The 19,477-nt window shown below is 57.7% G+C and carries 17 protein-coding genes; 10 read left to right on the forward strand and 7 right to left on the reverse strand.

Features of this window, described 5'->3' with window-relative positions; translation table 11 throughout:
- Positions 1-9: 9 nt before the first annotated feature.
- Positions 10-327 (reverse strand): ATP-dependent Clp protease adapter ClpS, encoded by a 318-nt coding sequence (gene clpS / locus GT756_RS03865; protein WP_002896520.1) that lies wholly within the window; start codon positions 325-327, stop codon positions 10-12.
- A gap of 325 nt (positions 328-652) precedes the next feature.
- Between clpS and cspD the strand changes: the two genes are divergently transcribed.
- Positions 653-874 (forward strand): cold shock-like protein CspD, encoded by a 222-nt coding sequence (gene cspD / locus GT756_RS03870; protein ID WP_002896516.1) that lies wholly within the window; start codon positions 653-655, stop codon positions 872-874.
- A 76-nt stretch (positions 875-950) separates the two neighbouring features.
- Here the strand turns inward: cspD and macB are convergent, their stop codons facing one another.
- The 3 genes from macB to GT756_RS03885 all read right to left on the reverse strand — a co-directional run bounded on the left by macB (position 951) and on the right by GT756_RS03885 (position 5,808).
- Positions 951-2,891, reverse strand: a complete 1,941-nt coding sequence (macB, locus tag GT756_RS03875; protein WP_053810605.1) for a macrolide ABC transporter ATP-binding protein/permease MacB — start codon at positions 2,889-2,891, stop codon at positions 951-953.
- Positions 2,888-4,003 carry a macrolide transporter subunit MacA gene (macA, locus tag GT756_RS03880; RefSeq protein WP_004201357.1) on the reverse strand — a complete coding sequence of 372 codons (1,116 nt, stop codon included), beginning with the start codon at positions 4,001-4,003 and terminating at the stop codon, positions 2,888-2,890. Before macA ends, macB begins: the two co-directional genes overlap by 4 nt.
- Before the next feature lie 146 nt (positions 4,004-4,149).
- Positions 4,150-5,808, reverse strand: a complete 1,659-nt coding sequence (locus tag GT756_RS03885; protein WP_017899432.1) for an ATP-dependent endonuclease — start codon at positions 5,806-5,808, stop codon at positions 4,150-4,152.
- 419 nt (positions 5,809-6,227) lie between these two features.
- Here GT756_RS03885 and aqpZ point away from each other — a divergent pair, with 419 nt between their 5' ends.
- The 4 genes from aqpZ to hcr all read left to right on the forward strand — a co-directional run bounded on the left by aqpZ (position 6,228) and on the right by hcr (position 10,712).
- Positions 6,228-6,923 carry an aquaporin Z gene (gene aqpZ, locus GT756_RS03890; RefSeq protein WP_004201355.1) on the forward strand — a complete coding sequence of 232 codons (696 nt, stop codon included), beginning with the start codon at positions 6,228-6,230 and terminating at the stop codon, positions 6,921-6,923.
- Between the two features lie 114 nt (positions 6,924-7,037).
- The gene (locus GT756_RS03895) at positions 7,038-7,937 is read left to right on the forward strand and encodes a lysine exporter LysO family protein (protein ID WP_004201354.1); all 900 of its coding nucleotides are present in this window, start codon (positions 7,038-7,040) and stop codon (positions 7,935-7,937) included.
- Positions 7,938-8,080: 143 nt separating this feature from the next.
- The gene (gene hcp, locus GT756_RS03900; RefSeq protein ID WP_053810941.1) at positions 8,081-9,733 is read left to right on the forward strand and encodes a hydroxylamine reductase; all 1,653 of its coding nucleotides are present in this window, start codon (positions 8,081-8,083) and stop codon (positions 9,731-9,733) included.
- Between the two features lie 10 nt (positions 9,734-9,743).
- Positions 9,744-10,712 carry an NADH oxidoreductase gene (gene hcr, locus GT756_RS03905; RefSeq protein ID WP_064178110.1) on the forward strand — a complete coding sequence of 323 codons (969 nt, stop codon included), beginning with the start codon at positions 9,744-9,746 and terminating at the stop codon, positions 10,710-10,712.
- A gap of 206 nt (positions 10,713-10,918) precedes the next feature.
- On the opposite strand, the gene GT756_RS03910 is transcribed toward hcr, so the two are convergent.
- Entirely contained in the window at positions 10,919-11,353 is a 435-nt protein-coding gene (locus tag GT756_RS03910) for a DoxX family protein (RefSeq protein ID WP_064150404.1), read from the reverse strand.
- Between the two features lie 151 nt (positions 11,354-11,504).
- Here GT756_RS03910 and poxB point away from each other — a divergent pair, with 151 nt between their 5' ends.
- From poxB to GT756_RS03930, 4 genes are all read left to right on the forward strand, one after another.
- A complete protein-coding gene (gene poxB / locus GT756_RS03915; RefSeq protein ID WP_043522179.1) occupies positions 11,505-13,223 on the forward strand; it encodes a ubiquinone-dependent pyruvate dehydrogenase in 1,719 nt (572 codons plus the stop codon).
- 38 nt (positions 13,224-13,261) lie between these two features.
- Positions 13,262-14,263 (forward strand): low-specificity L-threonine aldolase, encoded by a 1,002-nt coding sequence (gene ltaE / locus GT756_RS03920; RefSeq protein WP_004201348.1) that lies wholly within the window; start codon positions 13,262-13,264, stop codon positions 14,261-14,263.
- A 10-nt stretch (positions 14,264-14,273) separates the two neighbouring features.
- A complete protein-coding gene (locus GT756_RS03925) occupies positions 14,274-15,716 on the forward strand; it encodes an SDR family oxidoreductase (protein ID WP_048294439.1) in 1,443 nt (480 codons plus the stop codon).
- Positions 15,717-15,803: 87 nt separating this feature from the next.
- The gene (locus GT756_RS03930) at positions 15,804-16,817 is read left to right on the forward strand and encodes an NAD(P)-dependent oxidoreductase (RefSeq protein ID WP_032455772.1); all 1,014 of its coding nucleotides are present in this window, start codon (positions 15,804-15,806) and stop codon (positions 16,815-16,817) included.
- Here GT756_RS03930 and GT756_RS03935 read toward each other — a convergent pair.
- A complete protein-coding gene (locus GT756_RS03935; protein WP_004201345.1) occupies positions 16,814-17,644 on the reverse strand; it encodes an N-acetylmuramoyl-L-alanine amidase in 831 nt (276 codons plus the stop codon). The two genes, GT756_RS03930 and GT756_RS03935, sit on opposite strands and share 4 nt — an antisense overlap.
- Positions 17,645-17,675: 31 nt before the next feature.
- Positions 17,676-18,815 carry a GGDEF domain-containing protein gene (locus GT756_RS03940; RefSeq protein WP_004201344.1) on the reverse strand — a complete coding sequence of 380 codons (1,140 nt, stop codon included), beginning with the start codon at positions 18,813-18,815 and terminating at the stop codon, positions 17,676-17,678.
- A 360-nt stretch (positions 18,816-19,175) separates the two neighbouring features.
- Between GT756_RS03940 and yahO the strand changes: the two genes are divergently transcribed.
- Positions 19,176-19,448 carry a DUF1471 family periplasmic protein YahO gene (yahO, locus tag GT756_RS03945; RefSeq protein ID WP_004201342.1) on the forward strand — a complete coding sequence of 91 codons (273 nt, stop codon included), beginning with the start codon at positions 19,176-19,178 and terminating at the stop codon, positions 19,446-19,448.
- Positions 19,449-19,477 lie beyond the last annotated feature (29 nt).

Genomic DNA, 19,477 nt, shown 5'->3' on the forward strand with positions numbered 1-19,477 from the left:
TGCCTGAATTCAGGCTTTTTCCAGCGTACACAGCAATGGATGCTCGTTCTCCCTCGCGTACTGATTCACCATAGCGACTTTGGTCTCCGCTACTTCCGCGGTAAACACGCCACAAATCGCCTTACCTTCATAGTGAACCGTGAGCATCAGTTGCGTTGCACGTTCAACATCATAAGAAAAGAATTTTTGTAACACGTCAATAACAAACTCCATTGGAGTGTAGTCATCATTGACCAATATCACTTTATACATAGATGGCGGTTTAATCGCATCACGAACTTCGTCGTCAACCAGGTGCTCGAAGTCCAGCCAATCTCTCTTACTCATCGTCAGTGTTCATCATCGGTTGCTGTTGCCAACAGGCGGAGGCCTGTCGATGACCAGAGGTTATGCTCATCACAAATCTACAACAGATCATAGATAACTATCATCTATCGCTTCTATCCGCGACGGCTGTCACATTCCCCGGCAATAGCGTTAACTGCTTCAAATTTTGACGCATTTTTCGCCGTTCCCCCTCCTCAATCGCTTGACGCGTTTTCGTATTTCTCTAAATTGTAGTGGCGAGAGTTGGCGAGCAATTGAACAACTCGTCACTCCACCACCGGTTCATTCCATCTTACTAATAAAGATTTACGAAGGATGTCGAAGTATGGAAATGGGTACTGTTAAGTGGTTCAACAATGCCAAAGGGTTCGGTTTTATCTGCCCTGAGGGCGGCGGCGAAGACATTTTCGCCCATTACTCCACCATCCAGATGGATGGTTACAGAACGCTAAAAGCCGGACAAGCCGTTCGGTTTGATGTTCACCAGGGGCCAAAAGGCAACCACGCCAGCGTGATCGTCCCTGTGGAAGCGGAAACGGCTGCATAACTCTTTTGCTTCATTGTGTACATCCTGCTAATAAAATGCCAGTCCTTCTGACTGGCATTTTTATTTCTCATCCCGACTACTCCCGCGCCAGGGCATCCACCGGATCGAGCCGCGCCGCATTGCGCGCCGGCAGCCAGCCAAACAGCACCCCGGTTAACGTCGAACAGAGAAACGCCGTCACCAGCGCCAGCGGCGAAAAACCGATCTCCCAGCCCGGGAGAAACAGCTGCAGAATAAACGCGATCATCAGCGACAACGTCACCCCCAGCGCGCCGCCGACCAGGCAAACCAGCACCGCCTCGATGAGAAACTGCTGCAGCACATCGCTGGCCCGCGCGCCAACCGCCATGCGGATGCCGATCTCCCGCGTCCGTTCGGTCACCGACACCAGCATAATATTCATTACGCCAATCCCGCCGACCACCAGGGCAATCACCGCCACCAATGTCAGGAACAGCTGTAAGGTATGTGTGGTCCTTTCGGCGGTTTTCAAGACGCTGTCCATATTCCAGGTGAAGACATCTTTTTTACCATGCCGCAGCTCCAGCAGACGCAGCAGCTGTTTTTCAGCAGTGTCACTGTCGTAGCCTTCATGAACGCGCACAGTGATGGAGTTCAGCCACGACTGGCCCATCACTCTTCCCGCCATGGTGGTGTAAGGCAACCAGACGCGGAGAATTTTACTGCTGCCGAACATCGACTGCTTTTCATCCGCAACGCCAATCACCGTGGCCGGCATATTGCCCACCAGGATCACCTCGCCCACCACTTTCGCTTTATTGGGAAACAGCTGGCGACGGGTATTGCTGTCGAGCACCACCACCTGAGCCCGGCTGTTGAGCTGCAGTTCATTAAAGGTATTGCCCTCGCTGAAGGTCATGCCGTAGACATTAAAATACTGTGGACCGACCCCCTCCGCACTGGCGGCAACGTCAATATTGTTGGCGCGCAGGCGCAGGCTTTTTGAAACCGCCGGCGTGGCGGAGCGCACCCACGGCTGCTTCTGGATCGCCAGCAAATCGTCATACTTCAGCGCCTGCTGATAGCGCGGGTCGTCGTCGCCAAAATCCTTACCAGGATACACATCAATGGTATTGGTGCCGATGGCGCGAATATCTGCCAGCACCATCTGCTTGGCGGCATCGCCCACTACAACGATCGACACCACCGAGGCAATCCCAATAATAATGCCGAGCATGGTCAGCAGGGTGCGCATTTTATTCGCCGCCATCGCCCGCCAGGCCATGACCAGCGCCTCGCGAAAGCCGCTGGTGAACTGACGCCACGCCGAGGGCTCCTCCTGCTGACGGGCGCGCAGCCCACCGCCCTGGCGGCTGACGGGCGGGTTGCGGACGATTTCGCCATCGCGGATCTCGACGATCCGCTCCGCCTGAGCGGCGACCTGCGGATCGTGAGTCACAATGATGACCGTGTGCCCCTGCGCTTTCAGCTGGTGCAGGATCGCCATCACCTCTTCGCCGGAATGGCTGTCCAGCGCGCCGGTGGGCTCATCGGCGAGGATCACTTCCCCACCGTTCATCAGGGCGCGGGCGATACTGACCCGCTGCTGTTGGCCGCCGGACAGCTGCGACGGCTGATAGTCGGCGCGATCGCCAAGCCCCAGGCGCGCCAGCAGCTCATGCGCGCGCGCCAGGCGTGCCCGCCGTTCACTACCGGCATACACCGCCGGTACTTCGACGTTCTGCGCGGCGGTCAGATGCGACAGCAGGTGATAGCGTTGAAAGATAAAACCAAAGTGCTCCCGCCGCAGACGGGCCAGCGCATCGCCATCCAGCTGCGCAATATCGGTTCCCGCCACCCGATAGGTGCCGCTGGTGGGTTTATCGAGGCAGCCAAGGATGTTCATCAGCGTTGATTTACCCGAGCCGGAGGCCCCGACGATCGCCACCATCTCCCCGGCATGGATACTGAGGGTGATCCCCTTGAGGACCTCAACGCTGCCGTCGCCGGAAGGATAGCTGCGACGAATATCACGCAGCTCGAGCAGGGCCGTCATTTTGCCGCCCCGCTCGCGCTCTCGCCGACGATCACCTCATCCCCCTCTTCAAGTCCCTGCACCACCGCGACGTCGGTATCATTGCGCGCGCCAATGACAATCTCACGCTCTTTGACCTCGCCGGTACGCAACAGCCGGACGTGGTAGCGGTTATCACCGACCGCATCACCCAGGGCGCTCAGCGGGATGGTGATCACGTTCTTCACCTCGGCCAGTTGGATATGCACCTGCGCGGTCATGTCGAGGCGCAGAATTCCCTGCGGGTTCGGGACCTCGAAGCGGGCATAATAGAAGATGGCGTCGTTGACTTTTTCCGGCGTCGGCAGAATGTCCTTCAGCTTGCCTTCATAGCGAGTTAGCGGGTCGCCCAGCACGGTAAACCACGCCTTTTGTCCCGGTCTGAGGTGGATGACATCCGCTTCGGAGACCTGCGCTTTCACCAGCATGGTGCTGAGGTCCGCCAGGGTCAGAATGTTCGGCGCCTGCTGGGCAGCGATCACCGTCTGTCCCTGCAGGGTAGTAATTTGCGTCACTTCACCAGCCATCGGCGCCAGGATCCGCGTGTAGTCGAGGTTGGTCTTCGCCGTGTCGAGCGTTGCCTGGTTGCGCTTAATTTGCGCTTCAATGGTGCCGATTTGCGCCTGTTTCACCGCCAGGTCGGTGGCCGCGGTATCGAGGTCTTGTCGCGAGACCAGCTGGCGCTGCGCCAGCTGCTGCTGACGGGCCAGGGTCACCTGCGCCAGCTTACTCTCCGCGCGCGCCTGATTGAGCTGGGCGCGCAGCTCCATCAACGTCGCCTCCACCTCTTTGATCTGGTTTTGCGCCTGCTCAGGATCGATAACCCCCAGCAGTTGGTCCTTTTTGACCTTATCGCCGATATTCACGTGCAGCGTCTTCAGCTGTCCGCTGACCTGGGCGCCGACGTCAACTTTTCGCAGGGCATCCAGCTTGCCGGTGGCCAGCACGCTCTGCTGGAGATCGCCTTTGCGCACCACCAGCGTCTGGTAGTGCGGTAGCGGCGCATTGAGAATCCGCCATCCCCAGACAGCCAGACCCAGCACAACGATCGCCAACAGCCACCAGACGGTCCTGCGTTTTCCCTTCACTTTCATATTCCGATTCCTGCTGTTTCCCTGCCGCTCCAGGCGGTGATTCTATCGAAACCCGTCGGCAACAGGACACCCATTTTTCGCGCCAATGATGTTTTGTTTAGCTGCCGGAGAGCTTTGCGCCGCCGAAATTCCCGACGGCGAAGAGATTAATCAGCGCGACCGCGGGCCAGCCACAGTACCCGCGAGAACATTTTTTTCAGCAGTGTCGGCACAGCGTCCACCCCACGGCGGCCGGCTTCCATTGCCACCTCAATCGCCAGGTCCGGCTTGGACGAGCGATGGATGGCCTTGGTGATCACCCGCCGCATATTCATGGGCACATTATCCGGGATCTGCGCCACCCGGTGGTAAACGTCATCAAATCCCTGACGATACATAAAGTGTTCCATATCCAGCGCCGGCAGAGCGGTCAGATGGTCGCGCTCCAGCTCGCGATCGTTATTCAGCAGACCGCGTACGGTCGCGGCATATTTTTTCCCTGCCTCATCGCCATCCACCAGCACGTGCCACTGGATCCCCATCCGGCGGGCGAATTTGATCAATGGCTTCAGGCCCGACTGGGCGAATTCAATCACTTTCACCCCTTCAGCATCAAAATGATGGCCGCACTGGCGGGCCAGCTCGTTGATAACCCAGGTTTCCGTCTCCCCCTCCACCAGCAGCCAACAGCGGGCGAAGAGCGATGAGGCGCGATTGAAGCGGATGTGAAAGGCAATGCGTCGACTCTCTTCGGCATTCATTCCGCCCGGCCCCAGCCGCCATGCCGACACCCGCGACGATTCACGCACCAGCCGACAAACCTGCTCCACCGGCGTCAGGGACAGCAGCTCTCCGGAGTTGGTGGTGGTCATACGCTGCAACGGCAGCAAATTCAGCAGATGCCAGGCGACGGAGAGCATGATCGGGTGCAGGCGGGTCTCGGGATCCTCAATCAACAGCAGCGGCCGCGCGTCACGATCGAGGCGCACCGTCCCTTTCGCCTGCAGCAGGGTAGCAAATAGCCCCAGCAGGATCACCCGATGGCTGCGCCCGCCGGGCTTGTCGATCATGCGGTTGATAATATCCAGGTAACGCCAGCTACGCTGCTCATCATGGGAACGTCGACGCATCAGGCGATGTCGCGTCTGGGCGCTGCTTTGCTCGGCAAAGTAATGCTCCAGCAGCTGCACCATGGCCGACAACCCCTGACGGATCTGTCCGTCGGATAAATTTTGCGGGTGGCTGACCAGTTCGCGGGACAGAAAATCCAGCTGGCGGGCGGTGATCTCAATCTGCGGCGAGTGCGGTACCGTTCCGTTATGAATGCGCCGCATAAAGCGCGCGTCGCGCAGGCGCAGCACCGGCATCAAACGCACCAGGTGTCTGGCCAGCTCATCGATATCCTCCAGCACCAGCGCTTCGCCTTCGCCATCGATAAAACTGCGCAGGGTCATCACGCTGTCGTCATCGGCGAGTTCGCCTTCCAGGCGGTAGAACACCCGGTGATAGCCATCATCACAGGGCACCCAACAGCGCTGAAGCGGACGGAAACGCCGCACCCGATGGCGCCCCGGCTCGGTTTCACGAAAGGTCAGAATAATATGCAAATGGTGCTCGCGCCCCTGGATGTCGCCCGCGGGGAACCAGAAGTCATCGCGGACAAAGTGATAAAGATCGAACTCTGGCGACAAAAGCAGGGTCAGCGCATCAAGCAGACTGGACTTCCCCCACGCGTTCTCCCCGATCAGGACGTTATTTTGCTCCAGCATCAACGACAGACGATTGATACCGCGAAAACCGACGATTTCTACGCGCTCAAGAAGCATATCCCCTCCGCTACACCACCACTCTCCTTCAGTAATCAACAGTATAGCGAGGGCGGCGGCAAGATGACACTCCGCTTAATCACCTCTGCGCATCCTATTCTGGAGATTAAATATATTCATAAAATTACGCACTTATCGTCTATTAACGGCTATTGATTATTCATCAAACAAAATAGTTTTATTTCAGACGTTATGTTCTACACTATTGATAATCTTGGATGGATATAGGAAGAGTTAAACTGGCAAACGCAATCCCTTCACCTTGCCCTAAATCAAATAATATCAATATATTTAACTGGCTCTGGGATGGCGATTATCTCTAGAATAACGCCGCTTTATTTTTATCGTCGTCCCTTATCACGATAAATAAAGACCGGCACGGTCCGCTCGTGCGCGTATACATTTAAATTGAGGTGGTTATGTTCAGAAAATTAGCAGCCGAATGCTTCGGCACCTTCTGGCTTGTATTTGGCGGCTGCGGTAGCGCCGTACTTGCCGCAGCATTTCCCGAGTTGGGTATCGGTTTTGCCGGCGTGGCGCTGGCATTTGGTTTAACCGTATTAACCATGGCGTATGCGGTTGGCCATATTTCCGGCGGTCATTTCAACCCGGCGGTAACCTTAGGCCTGTGGGCCGGTGGTCGTTTCCCGGCGAAAGAGGTCATTGGCTATATTATCGCCCAGGTGGTCGGCGGAATTATTGCCGCCGCGGTGCTGTACGTGGTGGCCAGCGGTAAAGCCGGCTTTGATGCCGCCGCCAGCGGCTTTGCCTCAAACGGCTATGGCGAACACTCCCCGGGCGGCTTCTCTATGCTGTCGGCTATCGTTATTGAAATCGTACTGACCTGCGGCTTCCTGCTGGTTATCCATGGCGCGACCGACAAACACGCGCCGGCGGGCTTCGCGCCGATCGCTATCGGCCTGGCGCTGACTCTCATCCATTTAATCAGCATTCCGGTCACCAACACTTCCGTCAACCCGGCGCGCAGCACCGCGGTGGCGATTTTCCAGGGCGGTTGGGCGCTGCAGCAGCTGTGGCTGTTCTGGGTCATGCCGATCGTCGGCGGGATCCTTGGCGGCGTGCTGTACCGCACTCTGCTGGAAAAACGCGATTAATCCTTTCTAAGCCCGGGTCTCCGGGCTTTTTCTTTCTGGCGACAGCTTTACTCGGCCCGGCTATTTGGGTAGTGTCATGAGCGCTATTCTCATCATGCAAGGGCTGCATCGTTCATGTTCTCGGGACTGTTCATCATTCTGTTGCCGCTGGTCGTCGGCTATTTACTGCCTCTTCGTCACTCCTCTGCGCTAAAACTGATTCACCGGATGCTGAGCTGGATTGTCTATGTGATCCTCTTTTTTATGGGTATCAGCCTGGCGTTTCTCGACAATCTGGCCAGCAATCTGCTGGCGATATTGCATTACGCCGCGGTGAGCGTGGTCATCATTTTACTGTGTAATATTACCGCTCTGCTGTGGCTGGAAAGAAAAATGCCCTGGCGCAGTCTGCATCGTCAGGAGAAATTACCCTCGCGCCTGGCCATGGCCCTGGAATCACTCCAGCTGTGCGGGGTGGTGGTCCTCGGTTTTTTGCTTGGCCTGACCGGCCTGCCTTTTTTACAACACGCCACCGAAGCCAGCGAATATACGCTGATCTTTCTCCTGTTCCTCGTCGGTATTCAATTACGCAATAATGGAATGAGTCTGCGACAAATAGTCCTTAACCGCCGGGGAATGATCGTCGCCGTGGTGGTCACGATCAGTTCATTACTCGGCGGCATCCTCAACGCCTTTATTCTGGATTTGCCGCTAAAGACCGGTCTGGCGATGGCCAGCGGCTTCGGCTGGTATTCACTCTCCGGTATTTTACTGACCGAATCCTTTGGCCCGGTAATCGGCAGCGCGGCGTTCTTTAACGACCTGTGCCGCGAGCTGCTGGCCATCATGTTAATTCCGGGCCTGATTCGCCGAAGCCGCTCCACGGCGCTGGGTCTGTGCGGCGCCACCTCCATGGACTTCACCTTACCGGTGCTGCAGCGTTCCGGCGGCGTGGAGATCGTCCCTGCCGCCATCGTACACGGTTTTCTGCTGAGCCTGCTGGTCCCGATCCTGATCGCCTTTTTTGCCGCCTGAGTAGGCGCTGGCGGCAGACTTCCTGCCGCCAATTTTGCGCTAAATCAATCTCCCTTTAAGTTGTATCAGAAATACCTTTTCTCCTCACGCGCTCGGGCATAACCTTAAACATGTATATCAAATATAACTTTAAAGGTGTGACCATGTTTTGTGTGCAATGTGAACAAACCATTCGTACCCCGGCCGGCAACGGCTGCTCTTACGCGCAGGGGATGTGCGGTAAAACAGCGGAAACCTCCGATCTACAGGATCTGCTGATTGCGTCACTGCAAGGCCTCTCCGCCTGGGCGCTTAAGGCCCGCGAATATGGCATTATCGATCATGAGGTCGACAGCTTCGCCCCCCGCGCCTTCTTCTCTACGCTAACTAACGTCAATTTCGATTCTCCGCGCATCGTCGGCTATGCCCGTCAGGCGATTGCCCTGCGTGAGGCGCTGAAAGCGCAGTGCCTGGACCTTGATGCCAGCGCCAAAGTTGACAGCCCGGTGGCCGACCTGCAGCTGGTCGGCGACGATCTGGGTGACCTGCAGCGTCAGGCGGCAGACTATGCCCCGAATAAAGATAAAGCCGCTATCGGCGAGAATATCCTCGGCCTGCGCCTGCTGTGCCTGTACGGCCTGAAAGGCGCGGCAGCTTATATGGAACACGCGCACGTGCTCGGCCAGTACGACAACGCCATTTATGCCCAGTACCACAAGATCATGGCGTGGCTGGGCACCTGGCCTGCGGATATGAATGCGCTGCTCGAATGTTCGATGGAAATCGGCCAGATGAACTTCAAAGTGATGAGCATCCTTGACGCCGGCGAAACCACCAAATATGGCCACCCAACGCCGACTCAGGTCAACGTAAAAGCCACCGCAGGTAAATGTATCCTGATCTCTGGCCACGACCTGAAAGATCTCTATAACCTGCTGGAGCAGACGGAAGGCACCGGCGTCAATGTCTATACCCACGGCGAAATGCTGCCGGCGCACGGCTATCCGGAGCTGCGTAAATTCAAACATCTGATCGGCAACTACGGCAGCGGCTGGCAGAACCAGCAGGTGGAATTCGCCCGCTTCCCAGGCCCCATCGTGATGACCTCTAACTGCATCATCGATCCCACCGTCGGCGCTTACGACGATCGCATCTGGACCCGCAGCATCGTCGGCTGGCCGGGCGTGAACCACCTGGAAGGCGAAGACTTCTCCCCGGTCATTGCCCAGGCGCAGCAGATGGCGGGCTTCCCGTACAGCGAAATCCCGCATCTGATTACCGTCGGCTTTGGCCGTCAGACCCTGCTCGGCGCGGCGGATACGCTGATCGATCTGGTCAGCCGTGAAAAACTGCGCCATATCTTCCTCGTCGGCGGCTGCGACGGCGCGCGCGGGGAACGTAACTATTTCACCGATTTTGCCACCAGCGTGCCGGACGACTGCCTGATCCTGACGCTGGCCTGCGGTAAATACCGCTTTAACAAGCTGGATTTCGGCGATATCGAAGGCCTGCCGCGTCTGGTCGACGCTGGTCAGTGTAATGATGCCTATTCGGCGATTATTCTGGCGGTCACGCTGGCGGAAAAACTGGGCTGCGGCGTCAACGATCTGCCGCTGTCGCTGGTGCTCTCCTGGTTCGAACAGAAAGCGATTGTCATCCTGCTGACGCTGCTGTCTCTCGGCGTGAAAAATATCGTCACCGGCCCGACGGCGCCAGGCTTCTTCACTCCGGATCTGCTGGCTGTCCTCAATGAGAAGTTTGGTCTGCGTTCCGTGACCACCGTGGAACAAGATATGCAGCAGCTGCTGAGCGCGTAAGGAGTCCCTGATGACCATGCCAACTTCGCAATGCCCGTGGCGGATGCAGGTTCACCACATTCACCAGGAAACCCCGGACGTGTGGACCCTTTCGCTGCTGTGCCACGATTACTATCCGTATCGCGCCGGACAGTACGCCCTGGTCAGCGTGCGTGATTCCGCGGAAACGCTGCGCGCCTACACCCTCTCCTCCACGCCGGGGGTCAGCGAGTATATTACGCTGACCGTTCGCCGCATTAACGAGGGCGCGGGTTCACAATGGTTAACCCACGAGGTCAAACGCGGCGATTATCTTTGGCTGTCCGATGCGATGGGCGAGTTTATCTGCGACGATAAAGCAGAAGATAAATTCCTGCTGCTGGCCGCCGGCTGCGGGGTGACGCCGATAATGTCGATGCGCCGCTGGCTGGCGAAGTACCGCCCGCTGGCAGACGTGCAAGTGATCTATAGCGTTCGTTCGCCGGAGGATGTGATCTTTGCCGAGGAGTGGCGCAACTATCCGGTTACCCTGGTGGCGGAGCACAACGCAACGCACGGTTTTGTCGCCGGCCGTCTGACCCTGGAGCTACTGCAGAGCGTGCCGGATATCGCCAGCCGCACCGTGATGACCTGCGGGCCAGCGCCGTATATGGAGAAGGTTGAGCAGGACGTGGCCGCCCTGGGTGTCACCCGCTTCTTTAAGGAGAAGTTCTTCACACCGGTGGCAGAGGCCGCCACCAGCGGGCTGAAATTCACCAAACTGCAGCCGGCGAGAGAGTTTTACGCGCCGGTGGGCACCACCCTGCTCGAGGCGCTGGAGAGCAATCAGGTGCCGGTGACCGTCGCCTGCCGCGCCGGCGTCTGCGGCTGCTGCAAAACCAGAGTCGTTTCCGGGGAGTATAGCGTCACCAGCACCATGACGCTGACCGAAGATGAAATCGCCGACGGCTATGTGCTGGCCTGCTCCTGTCGCCCGCAGAGCGATCTGGTTCTCGCCTGAGGTCAAAATCCCCGGTGGCGCTACCGCTTACCGGGGCTACAGCGCTGTGCGATTTGGTAGCCCGGAGAAGGCGCAATGCGCCGCCTCCGGGAAAACCCCTGGCGACAATAAACTCTCAGGCGACATGAGATAAACGCTTTCCCGGACTGAAAAGCGGCAAACCGACAACAGTATCGACTTTACGCCCCAGGACGAATGAGGCATTTTTACCGCCAGACCGACTGACCGGCCAGCGAGTAACGCCCGGCGCCCAAAAGCGCAATCGCCAGCGCGCCAACAAAGAAATAGACCAGATTCTCGATCGCCCACGCCCCCACCGCATCAAGCGCAAATGTCTTGCCGAGACCGACCATCAGCCACGCCACCACCATGGTGAAAGCCAACACCAGCGCCGCAGGGCGCGTCAGGATGCCGACAATCAACAAACAGGGGGCGACCACTTCCCCCGCCAGCACACCGTAGGCGATAAACCCCGGCAACCCCTTCGCCGCCAGCATCCCGCTAATGCCATCCACGCCATCCAGCAGCTTGTGCAAACCGTGAAACAGCATTAACCCGCCGACGGCGAGTCGTAACAAGAGTTTACCGGCGTCTTCATGCGACAGCGTTCTGTTTACTGCGTTTAACAATCCCTTAACCATTTGATGTGCTTCCTGTTTTACACCCTGTGAGATCCCAGAGTATGCCCAATGCTTCAGCAATAAAACCAGCAAAAAATTGAGGGCAATCGGCAACGTAAGCTGCAGTTTCATCTAAGCTTGAAGGCGTTATCAAAAAAAGGAGATGGAGATCATGAAACAAACCGTGGCCGCATACATTGCCAAAATGCTGGAACAGGCCGGCGTGAAACGTATCTGGGGCGTCACCGGCGATTCCCTCAATGGATTGAGCGATAGCCTGAACCGCATGGGCACCATCGACTGGATGGCCACCCGGCACGAAGAGGTTGCCGCTTTCGCCGCCGGCGCGGAGGCGCAACTGACCGGCGAACTGGCGGTCTGCGCTGGTTCCTGCGGACCGGGTAACCTGCATCTGATCAACGGTCTGTTTGACTGTCACCGCAACCATGTCCCGGTGCTGGCGATTGCCGCCCACATCCCATCCAGCGAGATTGGCAGCGGCTATTTCCAGGAGACCCATCCCCAGGAGCTGTTCCGCGAATGCAGCCACTACTGCGAGCTGGTCTCCACCCCGGAGCAGATCCCGCAGGTGCTGGCGGTGGCGATGCGCAAGGCGGTGATCAACCGCGGCGTTTCGGTGGTGGTGCTGCCCGGCGACGTGGCGCTGAAGGCGGCCCCGGAGAGCGCCAGCAGCCAGTGGTATCATGCGCCGTTGCCGACGGTCACCCCGGCGGAAGAAGAGCTGCGCAAGCTGGCCCAGCTTATCCGCTACTCCAGCAATATCGCGCTCATGTGCGGCAGCGGTTGCGCCGGCGCCCACCAGGAGCTGGTGGAGTTCGCGGCGAAAATTAAAGCTCCCATCGTCCATGCGTTGCGCGGTAAAGAGCATGTGGAGTATGACAACCCGTATGATGTGGGCATGACCGGGCTGATTGGCTTCTCTTCTGGCTTCCACACCATGATGAATGCCGACACCCTGATCCTGCTCGGCACCCAGTTCCCCTATCGCGCCTTCTATCCGACCGACGCCAAAATTATTCAGATCGACATTAACCCCGGCAGCATCGGCGCGCACAGTAAGGTCGATATGGCGCTGGTGGGCGACATTAAATCAACGCTGAAGGCGCTGCTGCCGCTGCTGGAAGAGAAAACCGATCGCCGCTTCCTCGATAAGGCGCTGGAGCACTATCGCGACGCGCGAAAAGGACTCGACGATCTGGCGAAGCCCAGCGAGAAGGCGATCCACCCGCAATATCTGGCGCAGCAGATCAGCCATTTTGCCGATGAAGACGCCATTTTCACCTGCGATGTCGGCACCCCGACCGTCTGGGCGGCACGCTATCTCAAGATGAACGGCAAACGCCGCCTGCTGGGTTCATTCAACCACGGCTCCATGGCCAACGCCATGCCGCAGGCCATTGGCGCCAAGGCCACCGCGCCGGAGCGTCAGGTGGTGGCCATGTGCGGCGACGGCGGGTTTAGCATGCTGATGGGAGATTTTCTGTCGCTGGCGCAGATGAAGCTGCCGGTGAAAATTATCATCTTTAACAACAGCGTGCTGGGTTTCGTGGCGATGGAGATGAAGGCCGGGGGCTATCTCACCGACGGCACAGAGCTGCACGACACCAACTTCGCCCGCATCGCCGAAGCCTGCGGGATTAAAGGTATTCGCGTTGAGAAAGCCGCCGAGGTGGATGAAGCGCTGCAGACCGCCTTCCGCACCGATGGTCCGGTGCTGGTCGACGTCGTGGTCGCCAAAGAGGAGCTGGCGATCCCGCCGCAGATCAAGCTGGAGCAGGCGAAAGGCTTTAGCCTGTATATGCTGCGGGCGATCATCAGCGGGCGCGGCGATGAAGTCATCGAACTGGCGAAAACCAACTGGCTCAGGTAAAACAGAAGCAATACTCTGAACCAGAACAAGGAATAGCCGTGATCGATCTGCGCAGTGATACCGTTACCCGCCCCGGGCGCGCCATGCTGGAAGCCATGATGGCCGCCCCGGTCGGGGACGATGTGTATGGCGACGACCCTACCGTCAATGAACTTCAGCGCTACGCCGCCGACCTGGCCGGCAAAGAGGCGGCGCTGTTTCTGCCCACCGGCACCCAGGCCAACCTCGTCGGCCTGCTCAGCCATTGCCAGCGCGGCGAAGAGTATATCGTCGGCCAGGGGGCGCATAACTATCTGTACGAAGCCGGCGGGGCGGCGGTTCTCGGCAGTATTCAGCCGCAGCCGATTGACGCCGCGGCGGACGGTTCGCTGCCGCTGGATAAAGTCGCAGCAAAAATCAAACCTGACGATATCCATTTTGCCCCGACCCGCCTGCTGAGTCTGGAAAACACCCATAACGGTAAGGTGCTGCCTCGCGACTATCTGCAGGAAGCCTGGGCGTTTACCCGCCAGCGCAATCTGGCGCTGCACGTCGACGGCGCGCGCATCTTTAACGCCGTGGTGGCCTACGGCTGCGAGTTACGCGATATCGCCCAATACTGCGACTCCTTCACCATCTGTCTGTCAAAGGGGCTTGGCGCCCCGGTAGGCTCGCTGCTGGTCGGTAGTGAGGCGTACATTCGTCGCGCCGTTCGCTGGCGGAAAATGGTCGGCGGCGGGATGCGCCAGGCGGGCATTCTGGCCGCCGCCGGGCTGTACGCACTGAAAAATAATGTCCAGCGCCTGCAGGAGGATCATGATAACGCCGCGTGGATGGCGGATCAGCTGCGCGCCATCGGCGCCGACGTTACTCGTCACGATACCAACATGCTGTTCGTTCGCGTCGGTGATGAGCAGGCCCGGGCGCTCGGCGAGTTTATGCAGGCGCGCGGCGTGCTGATCAACGCTTCGCCAGTCGTCCGTCTGGTCACTCACCTGGATGTCGACCGTCAGCAGTTGAGCGAGGTGGTCGCCCACTGGCAGGCTTTTTTACAACGCTAAGGAGTCAGGCGTGTCGCAATCTGTTCTGGTGCTCGGCGCCAGCGGCTATATCGGTCAGCATTTAGTCCGCGAGTTAAGCGCGCGGGGATATCCGGTGCTGGCGGCGGCGCGCCATACCGACCGACTGCAAAAACTCGCTTTGCCCGGCGTCACCTGCCGGTCCGTCGATCTCAATCAGCCGCAGGCTCTGCCTGCGCTGCTCACCGGTATCGATACGCTTTACTATCTGGTACATGGCATGGGCGAAGGCGGCGATTTTATCGCCCATGAGCGTCGGGTGGCGACGCATGTTCGCGATGCCCTGCGCCAGATGCCGGTACGTCAGATTATCTTTCTCAGCTCGCTGCAGGCACCAGCGCAAGAGCAGTCCGACCATCTGCGCGCTCGTCAGGTCACCGGCGATCTCCTGCGCGAGTCGGGTGTGCCGGTAACCGAGCTGCGGGCCGGAATTATCGTCGGCGCCGGCTCCGCCGCCTTCGAGGTGATGCGCGACATGGTCTATAACCTGCCGGTGCTGACTCCTCCGCGCTGGGTGCGTTCGCGTACCACCCCTGTCGCGCTGGAAAACCTGCTCGTTGACCTCGTTGAGCTGCTGAATCATCCTTCCGACGCGCACCGCGTCTTCGAAGCCGCCGGTCCGGAGGTGTTAAGCTACCAGCAGCAGTTCATTCGCTTTATGGCCGTCAGCGGCAAACACCGCCCGCTTATTCCGATTCCCCTGCCGACGCGCTGGATCTCGGTGTGGTTCCTCAATGTCATCACCTCGGTGCCGCCGACCATCGCCAAAGCGCTGATTCAGGGGTTGAAGCACGATCTGATCGCCGATGACCGGACGCTGCGGGCGCTGATCCCGCAAACGCTGATCCCCTTCGATCAGGCGGTTCGCCGCACCCTGAAAGAAGAAGAGCAGCTGGTAAACTCCAGCGACTGGGGCTACGACGCCCAGGCTTTCGCCCGCTGGCGACCGGAGTATGGCTACTATCCGAAACAGGCAGGCTGCACCGTCGCCACTCCGGCGAGCCGCAAAGCCCTGTGGCAGGTTGTTAACCAAATCGGCGGTAAAGAGGGATATTTTTTCGGCAATCTGCTGTGGAAAACCCGCGGCGCGATGGATCTGCTGGTCGGCCACCGGTTGGCCAAAGGGCGACCGCAGCGCGACTATCTGCAGACCGGCGATACGGTCGACAGCTGGAAGGTGATTATTGTGGAGGAAGAAAAACAGCTCACTCTGCTGTTCGGCATGAAAGCGCCGGGGCTGGGCCGGTTAAGCTTTACCATTAACGATAAAGGCGATCGTCGTGAACTGGACGTCCGCGCCTGGTGGCACCCGCACGGTATGCCGGGCCTGGTCTACTGGCTGCTGATGATCCCGGCGCACCTGTTTATTTTCCGCGGTATGGCGCAACGCATCGCCCGGTTGGCCGAACAAATCTCAGGCAGAGTCGAAGGATAAGCATTATTCTTTCATGATTCTCATTGCATAGTCGGGAGAATCACGGAAAAATGCGCACGAAATTCTTTTCTGGGACAGTAGAGTGATATGAAGGTACTGGTTACCGGTGCGACCAGCGGATTAGGCCGCAACGCAGTGGAATATCTGCGCAACAAGGGCATCAGCGTGCGAGCGACCGGGCGCAACGAAGCGATGGGTAAGCTTCTGAGCAAAATGGGGGCGGAATTCATCCCGGCGGATTTAACCGAGCTGGTCTCTTCGCAGGCTAAAGTGATGCTCGCCGGTATCGATACCCTGTGGCACTGCTCAAGCTTTACCTCGCCCTGGGGCACGCAGCAGGCTTTCGATCTCGCTAACGTCCGCGCCACCCGTCGCCTCGGCGAGTGGTCTGTAGCATGGGGCGTACGCAATTTCGTTCATATCTCTTCGCCCTCGCTCTATTTTGATTATCACCACCATCGCGATATTCAGGAAGATTTCCGCCCGCACCGCTTCGCCAACGAGTTTGCCCGCAGCAAGGCAGCCAGCGAAGAGGTGATCAACCTGCTGGCGCAGGCCAACCCGCACACCCGTTTTACCATTTTGCGCCCGCAGAGTTTGTTCGGGCCGCACGATAAAGTCTTTATTCCCCGGCTGGCGCAAATGATGCAACACTATGGCAGCGTCCTGTTGCCACGGGGCGGCAGCGCGCTGGTCGATATGACCTATTATGAAAACGCCGTCCACGCGATGTGGCTGGCGAGCCAGCCGGCGTGCGATCATCTTCCCTCCGCCCGCGCGTGGAATATCAGCAACGGCGAACCGCGCACCCTGCGCAGTATCGTGCAGAAACTGATCGACGAGCTGAGCATCAAATGCCGGATCCGCTCAGTCCCCTACCCGATGCTGGATATTATCGCCCGCAGCATGGAGCGTTTTGGCGATAAAACGGCCAAAGAGCCGGCCTTTACCCACTACGGCGTCTCGAAACTGAATTTTGATTTTACGCTCGATATCACTCGCGCGCAGGATGAGCTGGGTTATCAGCCGGTGGTGACGCTGGACGACGGGATTGTGCGTACCGCCGCCTGGCTGCGCGACCACGGTAAACTTCACCGCTAACCCTGACCATACTTTTCTAACAGCGCCTCGGCTATCGCTTCGGTTTGCGCATCTGCTACGCCATCCCAGCGCTGGGGGCGGAAGTGCATCTGGAAGGCGGTAATCACTCGTTTTTTCTGCGCGGGAGTCATCTCCGGCGTGACCTGATAGCCGTAGCGCGCCAGCAAATCCAGTACTACCTCAGGGTCCACTGGCTCACTGGCCGGGCGCCCGTTCAGATAGAAAGCCACCCGCTGCTCGTCCGGCCAGGCGCCAATCCCCTGCTGCGCCAGCTGTTGCCAGGGGAACAACGGTCCCGGATCGTCTTTGCGCTGCGGGGCGATATCGGCATGGGCTACCACGTTCTGCGGCGCGATGTGGTAGCGGGTGATAATATCGCGCGCCAGCGGGATCAGGGCCGCGATCTGCTCCGGGTGAAAGGGGGTAAAGCTTTTACCCCCCGCAGTCTTCTGCCAGCCGCGGTTTTCCAGTTCAATACCAATGGAAGTATCGTTGATGCGCGTGCTGCCGCGCCAGTAGCTCACCCCGGCGTGCCAGGCCAGATCCTCTTCCGGCACCAGCTGCCAGATCCGCGGTTTATGATGGTGGCGCGGCGGCTGTTCAGGAATTAAATAGTGGGAGCTGACCTCTTTATCAGTCAGGGTTGCCAGTGAGACATCAAAATTATCTGCGGTATAGTGGATAACCAGCACTTTTATGCGCGGATAGGCCGCCTGCGCCGGATGGCGAGTGTCCAGCTGATATCCGTCGCGATCGATGATGCCTTTTTCCCCCGCGCAGCCGGCCAGCAGTAGCGCCAACAGGAGTACATAGGCAATCCGTTTCATCCCTTCTCCCTTGCCCGGCAGCGTCTCCGGGTTAATAAGACCATTGATTACGTCCTTTATTTTTCGCCTGGTACAGCGCACTGTCCGCCCGGGCGATCAGCGTCTCCATCGGGACCGTGCCATCGGAATCGACGATCCCGATACTGACGGTCACCACCGACGCCACCTCTGATGCCTCATGAGGAAGCGCCGCCTCGTGAATTTTCTGCTGAATGCGCTCGGCAATCGCGGTGGCATGCACCAGGGGAACCCTAGGCAACGCCACCACAAATTCCTCGCCGCCATAGCGAGCCACCAGATCATCTTCGGCCCGGACCGCCATTTTCAGCACCTGCGCGACAGAAGATAAGCACTCGTCACCAGCCTGATGACCATAGCGATCGTTATAGCGTTTAAAGTAATCGACATCGATCATCATCAGCGACAACGGCGTGTTTTGCTGCCAGATCTCCGCCAGATACGCATTCAGCGCCCGGCGGTTAGCGGTCCCGGTTAATGCATCCTGGTTGGCAATACTTTCCAGCCGCTGAATAAGCTGCATATTTTCCTGATGCGTATCCCAGGCTTCATCGTACCAGCGCTGGAGAATACGTCGTCCATACAGCAAAATCGCCGTAAAGATGGTCCACAGGATCAAAAAGCGAATTTCAGCGTGATAGTGGATCTGAATTCCCGCTAGCAAGGCCGTCCCCCATAGCGGCAGCATAAAAGCGATAATGCCCGGCCAATGGTGATACAACGCAGTGAGGCCAGTGGTCAACAATATAACCAGCAGCGGCCAGGCGAAGGGCAAAGCCCAGAAAAAGATAAAACAGTAATTACTCAGGGACCAGCACAGGCTGAGCACCAGCAGCAGCGCGGTGATGATATTCAGCGTATAACGCCCCTGCGCCAGACGCGGCGTGATGGCAATAATCACTAAAATGGCCGAAATAATAATAACCGCAATCAGCGCTATTTCGATATAAGGAATAACCGCCTGGTGAGTCAGGAGCTTCTTATCAAAATAGGTAAAAATAAAGTTGCGGGAGAAAATCATTAACGCAAACGCGATATTTACAAAAGCCAGCCAGGGCAGACTCATTGACAGCGCATGGCGCTGGACATCATCTCTGGTGGCCCACAACGCGGTTCGCTGCTGCCGGGCGCGCTCTCGCTTATTTGTTAACATCTTATCTCCCTGGTGACCTGCATGACCATAGGCGCAGCCCCTGCTTGTCTATATGATAAACTATGTTTCCGGGAATGTCTGTCCGCGCGCTGTCTCCCCTGCCCCGGCCTCTTAAGCTGATTTTCAGCTAATGTCAGTAGAAATTGGTATGCTCCGTTCACGATGTGTAAACGGCAAAAAAAAGCAAGCATTATCAATGCGAATTCTGTCATCTTTTCTTTAAAAAAGAGTTAACTAGCCGTCATAAAATTGCAGTATTTTGCTTGAAAAAAAAGCAGTGTTAGTACAATCTGAAATCGCTCATTGGTGAGTTAAAACAAGAGCATGATGATAGCAAGATAAACAATGGAGTCTAAAAATATGAAATATGCAGCTTTAGTGGCAGGTGCGGCATTGTTTTTAACGGCGAACGCCTTCTCCGCTGAGATTTTATCGAAAGAAGCTTTTGATAAGGTCCATACGCAATACACCAAGATCGGCACCATTTCTTCTACCGGCCAGACCGCACCGAGCGACGCTCGTGAAGAGCTGATTAAAAAAGCTGATGAAAAAGGCGCGGATGTTATCGTGCTCTCTTCCGGGAACACGGATAAAAAACTGCACATTTCCGCTAATATCTATAAGAAGAAATAACTAATCTTATCTCTCAAGAAACACTACCC

This window comes from Klebsiella sp. Q2 (assembly GCF_009900705.1).
Taxonomy (GTDB): Bacteria; Pseudomonadota; Gammaproteobacteria; order Enterobacterales; family Enterobacteriaceae; genus Klebsiella; species Klebsiella quasipneumoniae.

Excerpts from the sequence above, each read along its gene's own strand:
- cspD (WP_002896516.1), top strand. The coding sequence starts at position 653 with ATGGAAATGGGTACTGTTAAGTGGTTCAACAATGCCAAAGGGTTCGGT.
- GT756_RS03885 (WP_017899432.1), bottom strand. The coding sequence starts at position 5,808 with ATGCTTCTTGAGCGCGTAGAAATCGTCGGTTTTCGCGGTATCAATCGT.
- GT756_RS03940 (WP_004201344.1), bottom strand. The coding sequence starts at position 18,815 with ATGTTAACAAATAAGCGAGAGCGCGCCCGGCAGCAGCGAACCGCGTTG.
- macA (WP_004201357.1), bottom strand. The coding sequence starts at position 4,003 with ATGAAAGTGAAGGGAAAACGCAGGACCGTCTGGTGGCTGTTGGCGATC.
- clpS (WP_002896520.1), bottom strand. The coding sequence starts at position 327 with ATGAGTAAGAGAGATTGGCTGGACTTCGAGCACCTGGTTGACGACGAA.
- macB (WP_053810605.1), bottom strand. The coding sequence starts at position 2,891 with ATGACGGCCCTGCTCGAGCTGCGTGATATTCGTCGCAGCTATCCTTCC.
- GT756_RS03910 (WP_064150404.1), bottom strand. The coding sequence starts at position 11,353 with ATGGTTAAGGGATTGTTAAACGCAGTAAACAGAACGCTGTCGCATGAA.
- hcp (WP_053810941.1), top strand. The coding sequence starts at position 8,081 with ATGTTTTGTGTGCAATGTGAACAAACCATTCGTACCCCGGCCGGCAAC.
- poxB (WP_043522179.1), top strand. The coding sequence starts at position 11,505 with ATGAAACAAACCGTGGCCGCATACATTGCCAAAATGCTGGAACAGGCC.
- GT756_RS03935 (WP_004201345.1), bottom strand. The coding sequence starts at position 17,644 with ATGAAACGGATTGCCTATGTACTCCTGTTGGCGCTACTGCTGGCCGGC.
- GT756_RS03930 (WP_032455772.1), top strand. The coding sequence starts at position 15,804 with ATGAAGGTACTGGTTACCGGTGCGACCAGCGGATTAGGCCGCAACGCA.
- aqpZ (WP_004201355.1), top strand. The coding sequence starts at position 6,228 with ATGTTCAGAAAATTAGCAGCCGAATGCTTCGGCACCTTCTGGCTTGTA.
- GT756_RS03895 (WP_004201354.1), top strand. The coding sequence starts at position 7,038 with ATGTTCTCGGGACTGTTCATCATTCTGTTGCCGCTGGTCGTCGGCTAT.
- yahO (WP_004201342.1), top strand. The coding sequence starts at position 19,176 with ATGAAATATGCAGCTTTAGTGGCAGGTGCGGCATTGTTTTTAACGGCG.
- hcr (WP_064178110.1), top strand. The coding sequence starts at position 9,744 with ATGACCATGCCAACTTCGCAATGCCCGTGGCGGATGCAGGTTCACCAC.